Origin of the sequence: Mesorhizobium sp. M0587 (genome assembly GCF_040320945.1) — a bacterium.
In the GTDB taxonomy this organism is placed as follows: Bacteria; Pseudomonadota; Alphaproteobacteria; order Rhizobiales; family Rhizobiaceae; genus Mesorhizobium.
In genome coordinates this window covers 14716-33390 of the sequence record NZ_JAMYQP010000053.1, presented here as the reverse complement: position 1 = coordinate 33390, position 18675 = coordinate 14716, and the positions used below count along the sequence as shown (strand labels likewise).

Annotated in this window: 17 protein-coding genes; 5 read left to right on the top strand and 12 right to left on the bottom strand. The window is 64.8% G+C overall.

Going from position 1 to position 18675, the window contains the following annotated elements; all coding sequences use genetic code 11:
* Positions 1–1697, bottom strand: a 1697-nt coding sequence (locus NKI49_RS30050; RefSeq protein WP_352695861.1) for an autotransporter-associated beta strand repeat-containing protein, incomplete at its 3' end; no start/stop codon positions are given.
* 576 nt (positions 1698–2273) lie between these two features.
* On the opposite strand from NKI49_RS30050, the gene NKI49_RS30045 reads away from it, so the two are divergent.
* A complete protein-coding gene (locus NKI49_RS30045; RefSeq protein ID WP_352607218.1) occupies positions 2274–2714 on the top strand; it encodes a lipid-binding SYLF domain-containing protein in 441 nt (146 codons plus the stop codon).
* Positions 2715–2884: 170 nt separating this feature from the next.
* Here NKI49_RS30045 and NKI49_RS30040 read toward each other — a convergent pair whose 3' ends face one another.
* From NKI49_RS30040 to NKI49_RS30030, 3 genes are all read right to left on the bottom strand, one after another.
* Entirely contained in the window at positions 2885–4939 is a 2055-nt protein-coding gene (locus tag NKI49_RS30040) for a sensor histidine kinase (RefSeq protein WP_352607216.1), read from the bottom strand.
* 137 nt (positions 4940–5076) lie between these two features.
* Positions 5077–5943 carry a ferritin-like domain-containing protein gene (locus tag NKI49_RS30035; RefSeq protein WP_352607214.1) on the bottom strand — a complete coding sequence of 289 codons (867 nt, stop codon included), beginning with the start codon at positions 5941–5943 and terminating at the stop codon, positions 5077–5079.
* Between the two features lie 143 nt (positions 5944–6086).
* Complete coding sequence (locus NKI49_RS30030; protein WP_352607212.1) at positions 6087–6602, bottom strand: hypothetical protein; 516 nt, start codon at positions 6600–6602, stop codon at positions 6087–6089.
* Between the two features lie 334 nt (positions 6603–6936).
* On the opposite strand from NKI49_RS30030, the gene eglC reads away from it, so the two are divergent.
* From eglC to NKI49_RS30015, 3 genes are read left to right on the top strand one after another with little or no spacing between them, the layout of a single operon-like run.
* Complete coding sequence (eglC, locus tag NKI49_RS30025; protein WP_352607210.1) at positions 6937–8361, top strand: endo-1,3-1,4-beta-glycanase EglC; 1425 nt, start codon at positions 6937–6939, stop codon at positions 8359–8361.
* A 9-nt stretch (positions 8362–8370) separates the two neighbouring features.
* Positions 8371–10152 (top strand): type I secretion system permease/ATPase, encoded by a 1782-nt coding sequence (locus NKI49_RS30020; RefSeq protein ID WP_352607208.1) that lies wholly within the window; start codon positions 8371–8373, stop codon positions 10150–10152.
* A 4-nt stretch (positions 10153–10156) separates the two neighbouring features.
* Positions 10157–11470, top strand: a complete 1314-nt coding sequence (locus NKI49_RS30015; protein ID WP_352607206.1) for an HlyD family type I secretion periplasmic adaptor subunit — start codon at positions 10157–10159, stop codon at positions 11468–11470.
* 142 nt (positions 11471–11612) lie between these two features.
* Here the strand turns inward: NKI49_RS30015 and NKI49_RS30010 are convergent, their stop codons facing one another.
* The 7 genes from NKI49_RS30010 to ada form a co-directional block, all read right to left on the bottom strand.
* Entirely contained in the window at positions 11613–12395 is a 783-nt protein-coding gene (locus NKI49_RS30010; protein ID WP_352607204.1) for an SDR family oxidoreductase, read from the bottom strand.
* Positions 12396–12630: 235 nt separating this feature from the next.
* Entirely contained in the window at positions 12631–13101 is a 471-nt protein-coding gene (locus NKI49_RS30005) for an NUDIX hydrolase (protein WP_352607202.1), read from the bottom strand.
* 166 nt (positions 13102–13267) lie between these two features.
* Entirely contained in the window at positions 13268–14515 is a 1248-nt protein-coding gene (gene dinB / locus NKI49_RS30000) for a DNA polymerase IV (RefSeq protein ID WP_352607200.1), read from the bottom strand.
* 164 nt (positions 14516–14679) lie between these two features.
* Positions 14680–15423, bottom strand: coding sequence for a 2OG-Fe(II) oxygenase (locus tag NKI49_RS29995; RefSeq protein WP_352607198.1), 744 nt, complete (start codon positions 15421–15423; stop codon positions 14680–14682).
* Positions 15420–15959 (bottom strand): methylated-DNA--[protein]-cysteine S-methyltransferase, encoded by a 540-nt coding sequence (locus NKI49_RS29990; protein ID WP_352607196.1) that lies wholly within the window; start codon positions 15957–15959, stop codon positions 15420–15422. The genes NKI49_RS29995 and NKI49_RS29990 overlap by 4 nt, the downstream gene beginning before the upstream one ends.
* Before the next feature lie 310 nt (positions 15960–16269).
* Entirely contained in the window at positions 16270–16488 is a 219-nt protein-coding gene (locus tag NKI49_RS29985; RefSeq protein ID WP_352607194.1) for a hypothetical protein, read from the bottom strand.
* Positions 16489–16500: 12 nt separating this feature from the next.
* Positions 16501–17610, bottom strand: coding sequence for a bifunctional DNA-binding transcriptional regulator/O6-methylguanine-DNA methyltransferase Ada (ada, locus tag NKI49_RS29980; protein WP_352607230.1), 1110 nt, complete (start codon positions 17608–17610; stop codon positions 16501–16503).
* 86 nt (positions 17611–17696) lie between these two features.
* Here ada and NKI49_RS29975 point away from each other — a divergent pair, with 86 nt between their 5' ends.
* A complete protein-coding gene (locus NKI49_RS29975) occupies positions 17697–17903 on the top strand; it encodes a transcriptional regulator (protein ID WP_352607228.1) in 207 nt (68 codons plus the stop codon).
* A gap of 26 nt (positions 17904–17929) precedes the next feature.
* On the opposite strand, the gene NKI49_RS29970 is transcribed toward NKI49_RS29975, so the two are convergent.
* On the bottom strand, positions 17930–18622 hold the full coding sequence (locus tag NKI49_RS29970; protein ID WP_352607192.1) for a winged helix-turn-helix transcriptional regulator: 693 nt from the start codon (positions 18620–18622) through the stop codon (positions 17930–17932).
* Positions 18623–18675 lie beyond the last annotated feature (53 nt).

The window sequence follows — 18675 nt, the reverse complement described above, 5'->3', positions numbered from 1 at the left end:
GTCCAATCGAGCAGCGAGGTGCCTGCAAGCGTCAGCGTGCCGGCGCCGTCCTTCACCATCGCGCCGGTGCCGGAGATATTGCCGGCAAAGCTGGCGTCCGCCGTCTGGTCGAACACGACAGTTCCGGCATTGCCGAGGTCGCCGCGGATCGAAGCCGCATTGCCGACCAGCGTTCCGGCACTCACCAGCGTGTTGCCGGCGTAAGTATTGGCTCCCGCCAAAACCAGAGTGCCGTCGCCGGCTTTCGTGAGACCGCCTGCGCCGGAGATGACATTGCTGAGCGTGAAGGTTGTGCCGAGATCCGTCAGGAACGTTCCGTCCCCGGTCAGCGCGATGGTCCGTGCACTGGTGATGTCGGCAGTGGTTTCCAGCGTGCCGCCATCGAAGGTCAATCCGCCGATCGGATTACCTAAACTGCTATCGCTCGAAATTTTCAGGATACCGTCGCTCAGCGTCCAAGGCGTGACGGCAGTCGTCGTCCCCGTCAGCGTCCAGGTGCTGTTCCCTGTCTTCTCATAAAACCCGAACCCGTTATATTTGGCGCCAGCGCCGACCTGCGACACATCGAAACTGGCGCTGGTATCGCCACCCAGCTTGAACGTATCGGCGGCGCTGAAAGCAACCACATTGCCCGTGATGGTCGAGCCGGCCTGAATCTCCAGCGAGTTCACGCCGCCCGTGAACTGGATGGCTTTGCCGGCTACCGGCGTTCCACCACCTGTGCCGACGGCGCCACCTGTGATCGTGCCCGCATTGATGACGGCGATGTTGGCGCCTTTGATCCCCGCGCCGCCATCGCCGGCGGCCGCCGCCGCCCCACCCTGACCGCCATTGCCGCCAATGATCGTCGCCCCCGTACCGTTGACAACCGTTCCGCCCGAAAGCAGCAGAACACCGGCGCCGCCGTCGCCACCGCCCGCCGCGATGCTTCTTCCGCCAGTGCCCCCAGCCAGATTTCCGTTGTTGTCGATTGTTCCGCCGCCGGTCAGGACGATGGCGGCTGCGCCGCCGCCACCGCCTGCTATGACACTCACGGCGCGGCCACCAGTGCCGCCTGTGACGCTGCCGCCAGCTTCGACGGTGACATTAGCCGACGAAAACACGCCGACGCCACCACCTCCGCCGCCGGAGGTGGAGTTTGAGCCCGCGAAGCCGCCGTTGCCACCTCTCACCGATCCGCCGCTGGTTACGGCAATGTCCGCCGTGGCGCTGGCGCCGACACCGCCACCGCCGCCACCGCCGCCCCTGGCGGTGCCGCCCACGCCAGATGAACCAATAGCGCCGGTCCCGCCGCTAACGCTGGTGGAGATAGTTCCACTTGTGGAAATGACCTGGCCCGCACTACCGGTCGCTCCGGGAACGCCGTTGGGGTCGCCGGATGTTGAAGCTGATCCTCCGGAACCTCCTGGCGCGCCGTTTCCCGTTGTGAGGTCGACGCCGCCACCGCCACCGCCGGAGGCCACGCCGTTTGCGGCATTCTGACCCGTGGCACTTGCGAGCGGGCCGTCAACGCCACCTTGTCCGGCACCTGTGCCGCTGCCATTGCCGCCATCGGCCCAAGCGGGCGCGGCGCTCAGTGCGAAGGTGACAGCAAGGATCGCAAGGGAGGAAGCGCTGGAGCGAAGCGACACGACTTGCTGCAAGCGCGCGAGATGCAAAACCCAAATCCCATCGCGCGCCAGAATCCGCTCCGCCATGCCTATGCTCCCTGATTCCCAAGTGCGCCGAACGCAGCATGAAAATTATTTGCCCCGCAAGCCGTTTATAGTCTTGAAGGCTACCAACAAGCTAAACGATGGCCAGTAAAATCTGGTCTGCGACGTTTACGTGATAGGAAATATGTTCATATTAGCTTTGGCTTATGAATGACCGTTACTCAGTCGCGAGAACAATCTCGCCGCATGGATCCGCGCGTAAACTTTCGGAGCTCCTGGCCCTCAGCCTATCCCATCGAGTGAACTCGCAGGCCGCGCGGCGCAAGGGGGGTGGACCGAGCGTCATTTGCACTGGACCGGGATTCCCCCTCGCGCCATGTCGCCGTCCGCGAAAGCACTCAGCCGCGATGTCTGCTTTCGGGCGGAGGTAAAGTCTGCCTCAACGTCCGAGATCAGGCGCAGTCATGTGCGCCTTCACCTCGTCCGGCGCGTTGTGGCGGTCTCCCCATCCGGATTCGGGCCGCGTGCTTGGAACCAATGGCGGGCAAGACTGTTCGGCTTTGGTGCGACGCTGTCATGCCCGGCCGGGGCAAGCGGCGATCTCGAGGAGTTCTCGTCATGAAGATTTCGTCCAGATTTCGTTCAGTCGCAGTTGCCGTCATCGCCACCGCGGGCGTTGGTTTTGCCAGCGCCGCGCATGCGGACAGCGGTACGATCCGTTTTGCCGTCTACAAGGCGGCCTTTTTCGTCGGCGGCTCCGGAGGCGAGGGCACGTTGACCTTTCATGGTCGCCGCTATCCCATCTCGGTCGGCGGCGTCTCGGGCGGCCTCGCCTTCGGTGCCTCCAAGACCTATTTCAAAGGCACCGTGCGCCACATACGCCGCGCCCGGGACGTGACCGGGGTGTACGGCGCGGCGGGCGGTGGCGGTGCGCTCGGCAGAGGGGCCCAGGTGATCGTCATGACCAATGACAAGGGCGCCCGACTCGAACTCACCGGCAGGCAGGTCGGCCTGCAGGTCAACGCCGACCTCAGCGGCATGAGCATCACGGTGAAGTAAGGGCCGTCACGCCGTTCGTCATTTCTGGGTGGGCGGGATCGCTAAAATCCAGCGATCGGGCACCCGCGGGGAGAGCAATCATGCGCCCTCACGCTCGAAAGGAACCGCGAAGCCGATCCATGCGGCCGATACAGAGGCGCAAGCGGAAGTGCTTGTGTGGGGAAGACCATCTACATCTGCCGCGACAGGGCCTCGGTTTTGTCCGCCGCGATACCGTCATGAGGCAAGGTCACGCGCAAATCGCAGACCAGCCCCGCGTTTTCGAACCTCAGCGAGACGCGGCCCGCTTCGGACGCGAATACCCGCTCGAGAAGCTGGGTGCCGAAACCCTTGCGGTCGACAGGCTCCACGACAGGGCCCCCGACCTCACGCCATTGGAGCTCGAGCCGGCGGCTATGCTTATGATTGACGAGCGTCCAGCGGATCGAAACCCTGCCCATAGCCGTCGACAACGCCCCGTATTTGATCGCATTCGTCATAAGCTCATGGAAAACCAGGGCTGCCGAAAGGGCGATGTTCGGCGGAAGCCAGACCCTCTCGCCGACGATCTGAAAGCGCTCGATCGAGGCGTGCGGCTTGATCGACGCCGCAATGAGGTCGCCGAGATCGGCGCCGCTCCAGTTCTGCTGCGTAAGCAGGTCGTGTGCCTTCGCCAGCGAAACGAGCCGGCTGGACAGCATCTGTCTTGCCTCGGACAGGCTGGTGGCGTTGCGCATCGTCTGGCCCGCGATCGACTGGACCACCGCAAGCGTGTTCTTGACGCGGTGGTTCAGTTCATTGGCCAGCAGTCTGCGGTGCTCCTCGCCGCGTTTGCGGTCGGTGATGTCGAGACTGATCTGCACGGCACCGATGATGCTGCCGGCCGGATTGCGGATCGGGCGTGCGCTGGTGAGCAGGAAGCGCTCTACGCCCGAGGGAAGCGTGTAGGCGAACTCTTCGTGGTCGGTCAGCTCTCCGCGCATCGCACGGCTCAGAGGCCGGTCCTCGCGGCTCACCGCATGGCCGTTCCTGACCGCCACGGTGTTGATCACACGTTCCGGCCTGCCGAAGGAATCGGATGCATCCGTGGGCAAACCCATGAGCTCCGCCGCGAAGCGGTTGCGGATCACCTGAAGCGCTTTCGGATCATAGGTAAACCAGACCGCCGCCGGCACCGTCTCCAACACCGCTTCCAGCTCGTACCGGCGTTCGGCGATGGCGCGCTCCGCGTCGACCATCGCCCGCGCGATGGTGGCAAACTCCGTAACGGAGGTGGACAGGGGTTCGACCCGGCGCCCATGCCCCAGCGCCTCGGCACGGGCCGCCAGGTCGGTTGTGGCGCCGGTGAAGTGCTTGCCGACAATGTATCCCAGCGCAACCGAGACAAGGAGCGACAGGAGGCCTATCGCGCAAATCGCGGCAAGCGATCGCCAAAGCGGTGCCTGGACTTGGGAGAGCGGCACGTTGGCGGTATAGAACCAATCGGAGTGCGGCGATCGGTAATAGCCCGCCAGCAGCGTCATGCCTTCGAAGTTGCGGGATGTGAAGCTGCCGGAGCGTCCGACGATCTTCTCCAGATACTCGGCTCGTCCGGGCTTGCCGCTCATCTCCTCGTCCAATCTGGAACGCGCCACGTAATTTCCGTCGCGATCTCCAATCCCCACCGTCCAACCCTCCGGGACAGCCGGCATCATCACGTTTCGGATGCGGGCGGTCGGGACTGAAATCGAAAGAAGCAGTTCCTCGCCCCTGGGAGCCGGCACCCGAATGGACGTGGCGATGCGGCGGTCCTTCGAAGCTTTGCCGGTGAAGACACCGCTGACGAAAAATCCGCCAGCCTTGATTTTCTCGCGATCGGCAGCGGCTATCGGGGCGACGGGCGGCAGGTCCGAGCCGTAGCCGATCTCCGTGTTCAAGAGTTGATTGCGGCCAAGATCGCGCAGGACAATGACCTGGTCCTTGCCCTGGACCAGATTGAGCGCCTCGCCGTGAAAGGCTTGCAGATTACCATTGGCGAGAGCGGCGGATTTCGAAAGGCCGTCGACGATCGTTTGAAGGTTGGCGAGTTCGCCCTCCACCACGAGCGACACCTGCCGGGCCGTCTGCAGGGCATCCTGCTCGAAACGGTACCGCTCCTGTTGAGCATACTGGACCAGCAAATAGGCAGCGAATAGCCAGACCGGGACCACTGCGGCGGCGATCAGACCAAGCAGGTGCGATCGAACAGATCGAAGAGGCAAGACCATACCCCCTGCCGCCTCAGGAAACTAGCCAACCATAATCGCCAGCCCAGGAACAGCAAGCATTAGTTATAGCGAATATACAGAGGCCGTTGCCGGTTGCAGGCGCCGCGACAGAAAGCTGATCGCCTGTCCCGATCGGCTCAGGTGCTCTTCAGCGTGCCGTTCATCCCTTCCGGATAGAAGCCGCCCTTGCTCACCCCCTCCTTGTCGGTGAGGTAGACGATCCGCAGCACTTCCTGCGGCGTCCTGGTGAACGCGATCGCGTCGGGCGTCGAGGGGACGATGTTGGCCTTGCCATGCACCTGGATGCCCTGGTCCTTGTCTTCCGATCCGTCGATCTTGTCGCGGGCGTCGGAGACGGCGTTGGCGGCCTTCCAGGCCTTCTCTCCCTTCCGGTACAGCGTCGAGCGCGCCATTCCCATGTGGTAGGCCTCGACCGCCAATATGCCGGCGGCGGCGGCGAGGAAGTCCTTGTCCTTCAGAACCGTCGCCGCGCCGGCATAGGCGGTGACGCCGACATCCTCGAACAGCATGCCGCCGAGAACGAAGTTCGTTTCGTCGCCGAATGGGTCGAAGTCGTCCCCGAGGCCCGCTGCCTTCGCAACTGCCTTGAACCCGGCATCGAAATCGATGACCGGCCTGTCGACGGCGTTCTTGGCAAGCGTCTTGCGGTAGAACCGGACATGCGCGAGTTCGTTTTCAGCAACTTCCTGCATGAATTCGCCGATGGCTGGTGTCTCGAAGGACACTTTCTTTCCGCCAACGACGTCGCCGGGTTTCGAACCGGCATCGGCGGCGTCGATGCCTTTTCCCGTGGTGCCGCGGAGGTAGTATTCGGCCTCCATGTATTCCAGGTTGAGCGCAAAGCGGAAAATGTCTTCGTCCTGCACTTCTTCCTTGGCATAGACGCGAGAAACCGGCGTGAGGCCCGCCGTGGCGGCGAGGCCCAGCCCAAATTGCAATGCGCGGCGGCGGGAAAGGTGAAGTGAAGAGGTGGCACGTATCATGACTTCCTCCTAAAGCCCGCCGGCATCACCTGTTGGTGCCCTATCGCGGGCCTATCATCCCAACCCCGCTGCAGGCGGAATGTTCCTGGCCAGGCGCCAGCCAGGGTTCGGGCGCAGCCCCCCGACGAATTGACGGGCTCCGCTCAAACGTGCGCGATCGCCAGGAGCCAGGCCAGGATATCGAGCAGCAGAAAGACCAGCGCGATCTGCAACGCCGCCCGGAGCCGCTGGATGATCCGCCAGTTGCCGGCCATGTCGGCCTTGATGCGAAGGGCAAGCGCGCGGTGCATGGCCGACATGGTTGCCGGGCTGTCGCCATCGACATAGCGATGGAGCAGTTCTTCGGGATCGAAGCGGAAGGTGTATTGGTGGTAGGGCCAGAGCATGAAGACGATCAGCCCGCCAATGCCGAACAGCAGGGCGACCGCGGTCCACTCCCAAAGCCCAAGCCCGTCGGCAAGGGCCGCGCCGCCGAGCAAAGAGTTCGCGAAGGCGGTGGCAAAGATGAGGCTGCCGGCGCGGGTGTTCATGTTCTCCACGACGGTCTGCTGGTGCGTGAGGCCTCTCACTGCCTCCTGGTAGATAAACGCCAGACGAGGATCGTCGTCGGCAAGATCGCTCGCGGCGGTGGTTTCTGCTCCACTCGGACGTTTCGCCATAAGGGCTACCCCTCAGGTGCTGCAGGGAGACGCCAATCTAACTCAAAATCCGTCGCCGCAAAAATGTGGCGACACGGCCGCGTTGAACAAAACCGGCGCCCTGCCTGATATTTCAGCAGATATTGGTCGATATTGAGTAAAAGTTAAACCAAGCCTCACCTTTGAATTGCATAGGCCATCGTATTCTCCTCCTGCGCGATATCAAATTGGAGAGAGGAGAGTTTTCGCTGTACTATGTGATGATTCCCTGGAACCATGGTTTGGGTTACCAGTTGAGCCGTCAGCAATCATCGATTGGTTTGGCGGACTACGTACAACGAGGAAGGATTGTCCGATGAGCACCGTCCTGAACGCCAAGGGCGTTCCTCTTGCCTATAGCGGCGCCTCTACCCATTGGTTTTCCGCGACCGGATCCGGGCCGCAATTATACGGCACGTCCGGCAACGACTCGTTCTGGGGCGACAGCACCGTCAACCTCACCATTTATGGCGGCGCGGGCGACGACTATTATCATCTCTATTCGATGAACAACAAAGTGGTCGAGGACCCCGGGGCCGGGATCGACACGATCGACACATGGATGAGCTACAAGCTCCCCGACAATTTCGAGAACCTCGTCGTCACCGGCGACAACCGCTATGCGTTCGGGAACGCATTGGATAACATCATCAAGGGTGGATCCGGCCATCAGACGCTGGACGGCGGCCTTGGCAATGACGTCCTGATCGGCGGCGCCGGCGCCGACACTTTCGTCGTCTCGAAGGGCCACGGAAGCGACCTGATCTACGATTTCGACGCGACCGACACCGTCCGTCTCAACGGCTATGACCTGAACTCCTTCGCTGCCGTCCGGGCGCATATGGTCCAGGTTGAAGCGAACGTGATGCTGGACCTCGGATCCAATGAGGTGCTGGTGTTCAAGGGCACGACCATCGACAAGATGCAGCCCGGCCAGTTCGAGTTGCCGATCGACAAGTCCGGCATGACGCTGTCCTTCTCCGACGATTTCAACACGCTCAGCCTGGACAACGGCCAAGGCGGCACCTGGGATTCCAACTTCTCGTGGGGAGCCGCGAACGGAAGCACGCTAAGCAGCAATGGCGAACTGCAATGGTACATCGACGCGAAGTACGGCCCGACGAGCTCCGTTCACCCGTTCAGCGTCGAAAACGGCGTTCTCACCATCACCGCGGCGCAGGCGCCGGCGGACATCAAGCCCTATATCAACAATTATGAATACACTTCGGGGCTGCTGACGACCCACGATTCCTTCGCGCAGACTTACGGCTATTTCGAAATGCGGGCCGACCTGCCCGAAACGGCCGGCGCCTGGCCGGCCTTCTGGCTGCTTCCGGAAGACGGCTCGTGGCCGCCGGAACTGGACGTCGTGGAAACGCGCGGCCAGGACCCGAACACGCTGCTCATGACGGCGCACTCCAACGAGACCGGACAGCACACGAAGATTTCGTCCTCGGTAAACGTCGCCGATACCGACGGTTTCCACACCTATGGCCTGCTCTGGACGCAGGATAAGCTTGTCTGGACCTACGATGGCGTGAAGGTCGCCGAAGCGGCGACGCCGTCCGACATGCACAGCCCCATGTACATGCTGGCCGATCTCGCGGTCGGCGGTTTGGCCGGCGCGCCGCCGGATCATCTCGCGACGCCGGCCCAGATGAAGATCGACTATATCCGCGCCTATACGCTGGACGACCTCCAGCAACACCCCCTGGACGTCACGGGCGAGCACACGGTCTAGGTGGCCTCCATGTCGGGAGCCACGCGCCGTCAGGGGAGTTCGACTGTGCGGCCGGGCCTGCGCGCAGTGTTGCGGCGCGCGATTGTCGATGTCGGGGTTTTCTCGTCGCTGCTCAATGTGCTGTTGCTGGTGATCCCGCTCTATCTGTTGCAGGTCTATGACCGGATCCTGCCTTCCTCCAGCGTCGAGACGCTTGTCTACCTGTCGGCTATCGCGGTGCTGGCGCTTGCCTTCCTCGGCTTGCTGGACGCGGTCCGCGCCGTCTACACGCAACGCGTCGCGGCCACCGTCGACCGCCAACTGGGCGCCAGGACATTCGCCGCTTCGCTGGTGCCCAGACATGCCGGCGGCCTGTCGCCGTTGCGCGACCTTGCCACGGTCTGCGCCTTCATCAGGTCGCGCGGCGTGGCGGTGCTGTTCGACCTGCCTTTTGCGCCGCTCTTTCTCGCCTTGCTCTATCTCATCCATCCGGTGCTGTTCTGGGTGACGCTCGGCGGCGCTTTGCTTCTGGTCGGGCTGGTCGTGGCCAACCAGCTCGCCATCGGCAGGAACGATGCCTTGTCGTCGGAGCGTTCGGCTGTCGCCAGCCTGGCGGAGCAGGCCTTCGCCCGCAACGCCGAAACGCTCCGCGCCATGGGCATGGTGCAGAACGCCGCGCGGGTGTGGGGGCGGCACGTCGCCGAAGCGCTCGCGCTCCACGACCGTTCGTCGACGGCCAATGCGATTTTCAGCGGAACCTCGCGGGCGCTGCGCATGATGCTCCAGCTGGCGATACTGGGCGTCGGAGCCTGGCTGGTGCTTGGCGGGAAAATGACGGCCGGCATGATCTTCGCCTCTTCGCTGGTGTCGTCGCGCGCGCTGCAGCCGCTCGATCAGCTGATCGGATCCTGGCGCCAGATCGTCGACGCCAGGCGGTCCTGGAAGCGGCTCGAGAAGGCGCTTTCGGCGCAGCCGGATGAAGTGCGCAAACTGACCTTGCCCGCCCCGACGGGCGCGATTTCGGTGCAGGACCTGTTCTTCATGGCGCCGAATGCCGCGCCCGGCTCGGCCCCCATCCTCAAGCGGCTGAATTTCGCGGTCGGTGCCGGCGAAGCCGTGGCGATCGTCGGCCCGAGCGGCGCCGGCAAATCGACGCTGGCGCGCCTGCTTGTTGGCGCGGTGCAGCCGACCGGCGGCTCGATCAGGATCGACGACGCCGATCTCAGGACCTGGGACGACGACCAGCTTGGAAGGCAGATCGGCTATCTCGCGCAGGAGGTGGAGCTGTTCCCCGGATCGATCGCGGAAAATGTCGCCCGCTTCGACCCCGAGGCGGACGATGCCGCTATCGTCGAGGCCGCCAGGCGCGCCGAGGCGCATCAGCTGATCCTGGCGCAGCGCGACGGCTACCAGACCATGATCGGTCCCTCGGACCGGACGCTGTCGGGCGGCGAGCGCCAGAGGATCGGGCTGGCGCGTGCCTTCTACGGCAATCCGCGCATCCTCGTCCTGGACGAGCCCAGCACACATCTCGACGGCAGCGGCGAAGCGGCGCTCGAGGCGGTGCTTGCCGCGGCGCGGGCGGCCGGCGTGACGGCAATTGTGATCACGCACCGGCCTTCGATAGCCGAGGCGTGCGATCGCGTGATGCTGTTGCGCGGCGGCGTGATCGAAGCCTTCGGCGCAAGCAGCGAGGTGTTGCGGCAGTCGGTCGCCGACAAGGGCCCGTCGCGACCGCAGAAGACGGTGGTGACGGGGTCGTTCGCCACGACGATCCGCGGCACCCCGCAAAACGTCCGGCTCGGATCGTAGACGGATGGCGGTCGGGAGCCTTGGCTGGGAGCCTCGCACCGACGTAAGGCGGGTGGCCTTCACCGGTTACGCGGCGATAGCGCTGCTGGCGGGCTGTTTCGGCTATTGGGCGACCAGCGTGCTCTTGTCCGGGGCTGTGATCACGCCAGGCACCATCTCGGCGACGGGCGGGAACATCCTCATCCAGCATCACGAGGGCGGCATCATCCAGGAGCTGCTGGTCCATGAAGGCGACCGCGTGCAACAGGCGCAGGACCTGATCATCCTCGACAAGACAGCCGCGCTGGCCGAGCTCAACCGGCTGACGAGACAGTCGATCGCGCTCAGGGCAAGTGCTGCGCGGCTGGAGGCGGAACGCGACGGGCTGGACCGGCTCGCGCCGATCGCGGGCGCCGCGCCGGCGCCGTTCCAGCCGGATTTCGACAGGCTGGTTCGCGAACAGCAGAAGGAGTTCGCCGCCAGGCTCTCGCGGTTCCGGTCGGAGCAATCGATCCTCGGGCAACAGGTCGCCATGCATCGCCAGTCGGTCGTCGGATTGAACGCCCAGAAACTCGCCATCCAGCAACAGGCCGAAATCGTGAAGAAGGAACTCGGCATCAAGACCGGCCTGCTGGACAAGGGCCTGACCAACCGCACCGAATATTCGCAGCTGCTGCGCAGCGAGGCCGATCTCGTCGGCCAGGCAGGGGCGCTGGAGGCAAACCTTGCCGCGGCCAACACCCAGATCGTCGAGGCGCAGGAGCAGATCGAGCGCCTGACCACGCAGCGCGTGGAGGAAGCGCTGACCAAGCTGGACGACGTGCGTTCCTCGCTGGCCGACGTCGAGGAACAGATGCGGGCGGCCGAGGCGGTGCTGCGGCGCACGACGATCAAGGCGCCGGCAGCGGGCATCGTGGTGTCGTCGCGCTATAATTCCAAGGGCAGCGTTATCGCCCCGGGCGAAAAGATCATGGAGATCCTGCCCACGGAATCCGGGCTGGTCGTCGATGCCAGGCTGAAGCCGAAAGACATCGACCAGGTGCGTGTCGGCCAGCCGGCAAAGCTCAGGCTGTCCGCCCTGAACACGCGGCTCACGCCGGAGGTCCCGGCCACCGTGACGCAGATTTCGGCCGACCGGCTGATCGACGAGGCCACGCACGAACCTTATTTCCGCGCCAAGCTGAAGATCGCCGGCGACCTGCCGCCCGGCGTGAAGGCGGAGCAGCTTTATCCGGGAACGCCGGTCGAGGCGTTCATCAACACCGGCGACCGGACTTTCTTCCAATACCTCGCCCGGCCGATGCTCGATTCCTTCGCCCGCGCCTTCACGGAGCGGTAGGGGGCGGGAGCGAGCGACACGCGCGAGGGCTGGTTGGCGGGGCCTATGGTGAACTCGTCGATCGTGGTGTCGGCGGGCGCGTCGATGGCGTATTCGACGACGCTGGCGATGCGGTCCGGCGAGATCCCGTACCGGCGTACGTTTACCGGTTCGCCCCGATCACCGACTGCTCCTGATCGATCACGGCGCCGGTCATCGGTCCGGCCGCGTCGGAAAGCAGGAAGACGGCAAGGTTGGCGATATCGCCTGGGGCCAGCAGCCTGCCGAAAGGCTGCGCGGCGTTGGCGGCATCGAGCCAGCCCGGGCCGTGGCCGAGCGTATCGGCCTGCATGACGCGTTCGGCCGGCGTGTCGGTCCAGCCGACATTGATGCCGTTGACGCGGATGCGGTCGAAGCGGTGAGCATTGGCGGCGTTCTTGGTCAGCGTCGCCAGCGCGCCCTTGGTGGCCGAATAGACGGCGAGCTCCGGCGCGCCGCAATGGGCGTTGATCGACAGGATGTTGACGATAGCGCCGGGTGCCGCGCGCTTCCTCATGTCGGCGATCGCCGCCTGCATCAGGAAGAACGGCGCCCGTGCATTGACGGAAAACAGCGCCGCCCAGTCGTCGAGGCTGGCATCGAGAAACGAGGCGCGGTCGGTCAGGCCGGCGGCGTTGACTAGGCCGTCGATGCGGCCGAAGCGGTCGATGCAGGCCTGCGCCAAAAGGGCAGGGGCGGCCGGGTCTCCAAGATCGGCGGCGACGAAGATCGTCGGTGTGCCGATCCGCGTAAGTTCAGCAGCTACCGCATCGCCGCGCGCCTTGTCGCGGCCGGTGACCAGCAGCCCAGCCGCGCCGGAGCGCGCCAGCGTCTCGGCTATGGCGCGGCCGATGCCTTGCGTGGACCCGGTGACCAGCACCACCTTGCCGTCGAGCCTGGTCTCCATTTCTCTTCCCGGAACAAAGTTTCCAATTTTGAAGATGTGGAATGCAATTTCCCCGCAGTCAATTGTGCTGGCGGCTCAGAGGGGAATCGGTTTGGATTTCGAATTCGCTCTAGCTTGCCTTCGAGCGCCGGCGCCGCCCCTTGCCTGCCGCGCCGCGACGCCGTGGGCTGCGGTTGAAGACGGAGCCAATCTCCCCCGCTTGGGGGCAGATTGGCAGCTTCGCCGACGGCGCCAATCATGCCGCACCCAGTCGCTCCACCAAATCCGACAGCATCGGGCGCTGGCCTGGGAGGATCTTCACCGCGGCCTCCGGCAAGGTGAACCAGCCGGCTCGGTCTACCTCCGGGAACTGCTTCATCGACCCGGACCGTGGCGGCCATTCCAGGGTGAAGACATTGCTCCTGATGGCGGTCGCATCGATCTCGATACCGGCCTCGACGGACCAGGCGCTGACGATCTTGCCGCCGGGTTGCCGGTAGTCGCCGAGACGCGCGAAGGGACCTTCGACCTTGACGCCGAGCTCTTCCTCCGTTTCGCGTTGCGCTGCCGCCAGTTCGTCCTCGTTTTCGTCGACGAGGCCCTTCGGGATCGACCAGGCGCCATCGTCCTTCTTCGCCCAGAACGGTCCACCCGGGTGAACCAGCAATACGCTGATATCGCCGTCGTTTCGGCGATAGATCAGCAATCCCGCGCTGCGCTTTGCCATTCCTGTATGTCCATCTGCGACCCGGTTGCGAAGGCATCGGCCTGCCGGCCGCCGCCAACCGTCGGCGCGGCCTTGCACTTTAGAATTGCAACGCCATGTCGGATACATCCGCATTGCACCTCGCGCGTGAATGAGGGACGAGAACCCGGCATATTTCCGGCGCTGCTCACAATTCCTTTTCCGCCAGTTCCCTGAATTCGTCGGGCACCGAGCGGGCCGCCTCCAGCGCTGCGGTGCCGTAGCCGACCGCGTGCCTGCCGAAGCGGTCGCGGATCTTGTCGATGGCGCGGTCGGCGCCGAAGCGCGCCAGGCCCTTTTGGCTGCCGGGGCGGCGTTTCTCGTCGGCGAGGCCGAGCGGCAGTTCGAGCTGCAGCTCGGCGCTTTCCCAAAGATGCGAGACCGAGATCGCAAGCAGCGAGATCGTTTTCTCCCGTGGGTGGTCGGCGAGCACGCCGCGCACCAGGTCGCCGGCGATTTCGGCCAGCATCGTCGTCGCGGAGATCGGCTGGTCGAGCGTGATCGAACGCGTGACGGCGCGAAGATCGGCAAAGCGCACCCGCACCGTCACCGTGCGGCCGGGCCGCGCCTTGGCGCGCAGCCGGCTGGCGACGCGGTCCGCCAGATGCAGCAACGTCGGCACGATGACCCGCGCCACGGCTGGTTTCTTCCCGAGCGCCGATTGCGCGCCGGCCGAATGAGCCCGGCGCTTCGTCTCCAGCCTGCGCGGGTCGCGGTTCCAAGACAGCGCCGCCAGCTTTTCGCCAGCGGCGGGACCGAGCAGCCGCGTCAGCGCGCCGCTGTGGATCCTGGCCAGTTGGCCGATCGTCTCGACGCCGATTTCGGCCAGCCTCGCCTTGGTCGCCGGGCCGACGCCCCACATCAGCCCGACCGGCAAATCGTGCAGGAACGCAAGCTCGGCGGCCGGATCGACCACCACCAGCCCGTCGGGCTTGGCGACCTGCGAGGCGATCTTGGCCAGATGCTTGGTGCGGGCCACGCCGATCGAGATCGGCAGGCCGAGTTCGGCCCGCACCCGGCGCCGGATGGTCGCGGCGATCTCTTGCGGCTGCCCGAACAGGTGCGTGCAGCCGGCGACATCGGCAAAGGCCTCGTCGATCGAAATACGCTCGACCACGGGCGTGAAATCGTCGAGCACCTTTATCGCGGCGTCGCCGAGCCGCTGATAGTGTTTGAAATTGCCGCCGACGAAGATCAGTTGCGGGCAAAGCTCGCGCGCCTTGCGCCCCGGCATGCCGCCGCGCACGCCAAAAGCGCGCGCCTCGTAGGATGCGGCCAGCACCACGCCGCCGCCCACGGCGATCGGCTTGCCGCGCAGAGACGGATCGAGCAACTGCTCGACCGAGGCATAGAACGCGTCGAGATCGGCATGCAGGATGGTGGCTGTCGTTTCCATCCGGCTGCACATCCAAGATTGCTGATGGATAGGAACGAATAGAGAACAAAAGGGGGTGATTGTCAAGCGTGTGGGTTGTGGAAAGGCTTACCGCTGGAGAGGGAACCCGCCTAGTTCGAACGCTTCGGCTAGCTGTCCCAAGCAGGCCACACCCTCCCCACCATTCACTTCGCATCGTGAAAGATGATGCCGACGGTGTGGCGCATGCCTGAACGCAGGCGGCTGACGCCGTGGCGCAGATTGACGCGGTAATTGCCTTTCGTGCCCTGCACCGGCCGGTTGTGGACGGCGAAGACGACGGCGTCGCCCTGGCGCAGCGGCACGACTTCGACCCGGCTCTGCATGCGCGGCCGCTGTTCGGTCAGCGCGAATTCGCCGCCGGTGAAATCCTTGCCCGGTTCGGAGAGCAGGATAGCCACCTGCAAGGGGAAGGCGAGGTCGCCGTAGAGGTCCTGGTGCAGGCAGTTGAAGTCGCCCGGCACATATTGCAGCAACAGCGGCGTCGGCCTGACCTGGCCGGCGGCATGGCATTGTTCGAGAAATTCGGCATGCGTCGCGGGATAGCGCATGGCGATACCCATGCGCTCGTCCCACCGGTTGGCGACCTCGGCCAGCCGGGGATAGAGCGCGCTGCGCAAGCCGCCGATCAGATCGGGCAGGGGATAGCGGAAATAGCGGTACTCGCCCTTGCCGAAACCGTGCCTGGCCATGTGGATGTGGCTGCGGAAATGCTGCTCCTGGGGATAGAGTCCGGCGAGCTGCCGGCACTCCCGAGGCGACAGCAGCTTTTCCATCACCGCGCAGCCGAAACCGTCGAGATCGGCGGCAAGGGCCGGCCAGTCGTAGCCGGCAATGCGCGCCTCGGCGGCTTCGACCACCGACGAGGCGACCTTGGCATGGGCGTTCATATCGTGGCCTCCTTGTCGAGCAAAGCGCGTTTGCGCTCGATACCCCAGCGATAGCCTGAGGGCGTGCCGTCGGCACGAACCGCGCGGTGGCAGGGAATGCCGAGCGCGATCGCGTTGGCGGCACAGGCGGTCGCCACCGCGCGGGCGCCGTTCGGCCGGCCGAGCCGCTGGGCAAGCGCGGTGTAGGTGATGGTGTCGCCGCACGGGATCGCCCGCAGCACCTCCCACACGCGCTGCTGGAACGGCGTGCCGTGGCGCATGTCGAGCGGCAGGTCGAGGCCGGCGGCAGGCGTTTCGATGAAGCGCGCGGTTGCCGCGAGATCGTCGCGCAGCCGAGGTTCGTCCTCGACCAGAAGCTTGCCGGGAAAGAGCTTGGCGAGGTCGCGCGCCTCGGCGCCGATCAGGATGGCGCAGACGCCGATCTGGTTACGCGCCGCCAGGATGTCGCCGATCGCGGATTCGCCGACGGCGTAGGCGATGGTGTCGAGGGCACGCACCGGCATTGGTGCGGCCAATTGATTTTGCATGAGGTTCATTGCCTTGCCTCCTTTTGTGTGCCTGAACCCTAGGCGTGTGCCTTTCGTCTCTCACTCCGATGCTTGCTTTCAAATTCAAATCGCAGGCGCTGGGGGCCGGTACGGCATGGCACGGAGGTAAGCGCTCTACGGCGCCCCCCTCTGTCCTGCCGGACATCTCCCCCACAAGGGGGGAGATTGGCCGTTCCGGCGCCGGCTCTCGTTCTGCAACGTTGGGATTGGCGAAGGCCGCGATGACAGCCAATCTCCCCACCTGTGGGGGAGATGTCCGGCAGGACAGAGGGGGGCGCCGTAGAGTGCTGAGTGTACTTCAAGCGACACGCGTGACGAAAACCTCGCCCAGCAAGAACACTTCGCCTGACAACAGCCGCAACTCGATCTCCCCGGTTGCGGCGCGGCTCCATTCGGCCTTGCCGCTGTCGACAAGCTTGCCGATCGCGGCCAAGACCTGTGACTTCGCGTCGATGGCTACACCGTTGGCGATCTGGCTGGTCGCATCGCTGTTGGGAGACCTTGCCGTCGCGCGCATTGCCGATTCCCGTCAGGCCCGCGCATATGCGCGCTCTGCCGGTTCCGCCTCGCGCTCGAGCAGCGCGCGCTTGCGTTCCGCGCCCCAGGCGTAGCCGGACAGGTCGCCGTCCTTGCGGATCACGCGGTGGCAAGGGATGGCGACCGCGAGCGTGTTGGCCGCGCAGGCGGCGGCGACGGCGCGGGTCGACTTCGGCGCGCCGATGCGCCGTGCGATCTCGGCATAGGAGGCGGGTCGGCCGACGGGGATATCCTGCAAGGCCTGCCAGACACGTTGCTGGAACGCGGTGCCACGCACATCGAGCGGCAGGTCGAGGCCGAGCGCCGGCGCCTCGACGAAGCCGACGATGCGGGCGACCAGTGCCTCATAGTCACGGTCGCCGCCGATCAGCCGCGCCTTGGCGAAACGGTCCTGCAGGTCGCGCACCAGCGCGTCAGGGTCGTCGCCGAGCAGGATCGCGGCGACGCCCTTCTGGCTCGACGCGACCAGTATGGCGCCGAGCGAGGTTGCGCCGACGGCGAAGCGGATTTCTTCATCGGCGCCGCCGGCGCGGTAGCGGGTCGGCGTCATGCCGAGCATGCCGGTGGACTTCTCATAAAAACGCCCGCTCGAATTGAAGCCGGCATCGTAGATCGCCGTGGTGACGCTGGCGCCGTCTTCCAGGCCGCGACGGACCCGGGCGGCGCGGTGGGCGGCGGCATAGCCCTTCGGCGTCAGCCCGGTGAGTGCCTTGAAGACGCGGTGGAAATAGCCGGCGCTGCGGCCGGCGGCGGCCGCCAGCTCACCAAGGGACGGTTCTTCCTCGCTCTGTTCGATCCTGCGGCAGGCATCAGCGACCATCGCCGCGTTGCCGGCCTCGAGCGAAGGGCCGTCCGGGTTGCAGCGCCGGCATGGGCGAAAGCCGGTCGCTCTCGCCTGATTCAGCGTGTCGTGCAGCTGGACATTGGCGGGGTTGGCCCGCCGCGATGGACAGGAGGGCCGGCAATAGACGCCGGTCGTCGCCACCGAATACCAGAATTGCCCGTCCGCCGATTTGTCGCGCGCCACGATGCGCGCCCAGCGCGGATCCTCGGTGACCGGCAGCGCCGTGGCTTTCAGGTTCCTGGCCAGGGTGATGAACATGGCCGCATTGAAGCCGCTGGGAGGCGGCTTTGCCACCCGTTTCCTGACAACAAAGAATATGACAAGATTGATCCGGAGATGGTGTGATGGAAAATATTCGACCCATTGAGACCGAAGCCGATTACGATCGGGCGATCGCCGAAATCACCAGATATTTCGAGAATGAGCCGGAGGTCGGCTCCCTCGATGGCGACCGCTTCGATATCCTCGCTACCCTGATCAAGGCTTATGAGGACAAGCATTCCCCGATCGAAGCAAATGATGGGGAGTGCAAGCGCCTAAGCCTTGACTGACAGTTAGGTGGTTTATGCGGCTTCTCCTAAGCCGCGCGTTTAGGCTCCACCGCGAACGGGCTGAGCCCGAGCCAGCTCTGCATCTTCCTGCCGATGGCCAGGTCGCCGGTCAGGGCAATTTTCGCGCCGGCCTTCTCGACCGTCTGCACGCCCATCCAGATCGCCGTCATCGTGTGCAGGTCGGTCGAGACGTAGAGGTCGACGTCGAAGCCCGGATCGTACCAGCACAGATCGACCTCGCCGTGCTTCTCGACGATCAGCCACCATGACCGTTTGGAGGCCGGTAGCTCCTGATACAGAAATTGTATCACCGTGCGCCCCTCGGGCAGCGGCGTGGGGTTCAGATTGCGCCGCATGTCCCACATCAGCAATGACGGATCGAGGTTCTTCAGCGACAATCGCGACTCGACCCATTTCTGCCCCCAGAAGCCCATCGCTTCGACGACGGGACGCAGATCGCGGCCGGCCTCCGTCAGCCGATAGTCGAAAATCCCCTTCTCGCCCTGGATCTCCTTGCGCTCGACGATTCCGGCAAGCTCAAGCTCCTTCAGCCGTTGCGACAGAAGGGTCGGCGACATCTTTGGCACGCCGCGGCGCAGGTCATTGAAGCGGGTCGAGCCGGCCACCAGTTCGCGCATCAGCACCATCGTCCAGCGGGTGCACAGCACCTCGGCGGCCATCGATAGCGGGCAGAACTGCTTGTATCCGTGCTGGGTCATGATCGGTGCCTCTCCCTCGAATTCGGCTGAACATTAGGCCTTCATGAATGAAG

Bases quoted from the DNA above. Each gene is read 5' to 3' on its own strand.
- NKI49_RS30020 (WP_352607208.1), top strand. From the start codon at position 8,371: ATGTCGGGAGCCACGCGCCGTCAGGGGAGTTCGACTGTGCGGCCGGGC.
- NKI49_RS30045 (WP_352607218.1), top strand. From the start codon at position 2,274: ATGAAGATTTCGTCCAGATTTCGTTCAGTCGCAGTTGCCGTCATCGCC.
- NKI49_RS30015 (WP_352607206.1), top strand. From the start codon at position 10,157: ATGGCGGTCGGGAGCCTTGGCTGGGAGCCTCGCACCGACGTAAGGCGG.
- dinB (WP_352607200.1), bottom strand. From the start codon at position 14,515: ATGGAAACGACAGCCACCATCCTGCATGCCGATCTCGACGCGTTCTAT.
- ada (WP_352607230.1), bottom strand. From the start codon at position 17,610: ATGTTCATCACCCTGGCCAGGAACCTGAAAGCCACGGCGCTGCCGGTC.
- NKI49_RS29995 (WP_352607198.1), bottom strand. From the start codon at position 15,423: ATGAACGCCCATGCCAAGGTCGCCTCGTCGGTGGTCGAAGCCGCCGAG.
- NKI49_RS29985 (WP_352607194.1), bottom strand. From the start codon at position 16,488: ATGCGCGCGACGGCAAGGTCTCCCAACAGCGATGCGACCAGCCAGATC.
- NKI49_RS30035 (WP_352607214.1), bottom strand. From the start codon at position 5,943: ATGATACGTGCCACCTCTTCACTTCACCTTTCCCGCCGCCGCGCATTG.
- NKI49_RS30010 (WP_352607204.1), bottom strand. From the start codon at position 12,395: ATGGAGACCAGGCTCGACGGCAAGGTGGTGCTGGTCACCGGGTCCACG.
- NKI49_RS30005 (WP_352607202.1), bottom strand. From the start codon at position 13,101: ATGGCAAAGCGCAGCGCGGGATTGCTGATCTATCGCCGAAACGACGGC.
- NKI49_RS29975 (WP_352607228.1), top strand. From the start codon at position 17,697: ATGGAAAATATTCGACCCATTGAGACCGAAGCCGATTACGATCGGGCG.
- NKI49_RS30040 (WP_352607216.1), bottom strand. From the start codon at position 4,939: ATGGTCTTGCCTCTTCGATCTGTTCGATCGCACCTGCTTGGTCTGATC.
- NKI49_RS30030 (WP_352607212.1), bottom strand. From the start codon at position 6,602: ATGGCGAAACGTCCGAGTGGAGCAGAAACCACCGCCGCGAGCGATCTT.
- NKI49_RS29970 (WP_352607192.1), bottom strand. From the start codon at position 18,622: ATGACCCAGCACGGATACAAGCAGTTCTGCCCGCTATCGATGGCCGCC.
- NKI49_RS29990 (WP_352607196.1), bottom strand. From the start codon at position 15,959: ATGAACCTCATGCAAAATCAATTGGCCGCACCAATGCCGGTGCGTGCC.
- eglC (WP_352607210.1), top strand. From the start codon at position 6,937: ATGAGCACCGTCCTGAACGCCAAGGGCGTTCCTCTTGCCTATAGCGGC.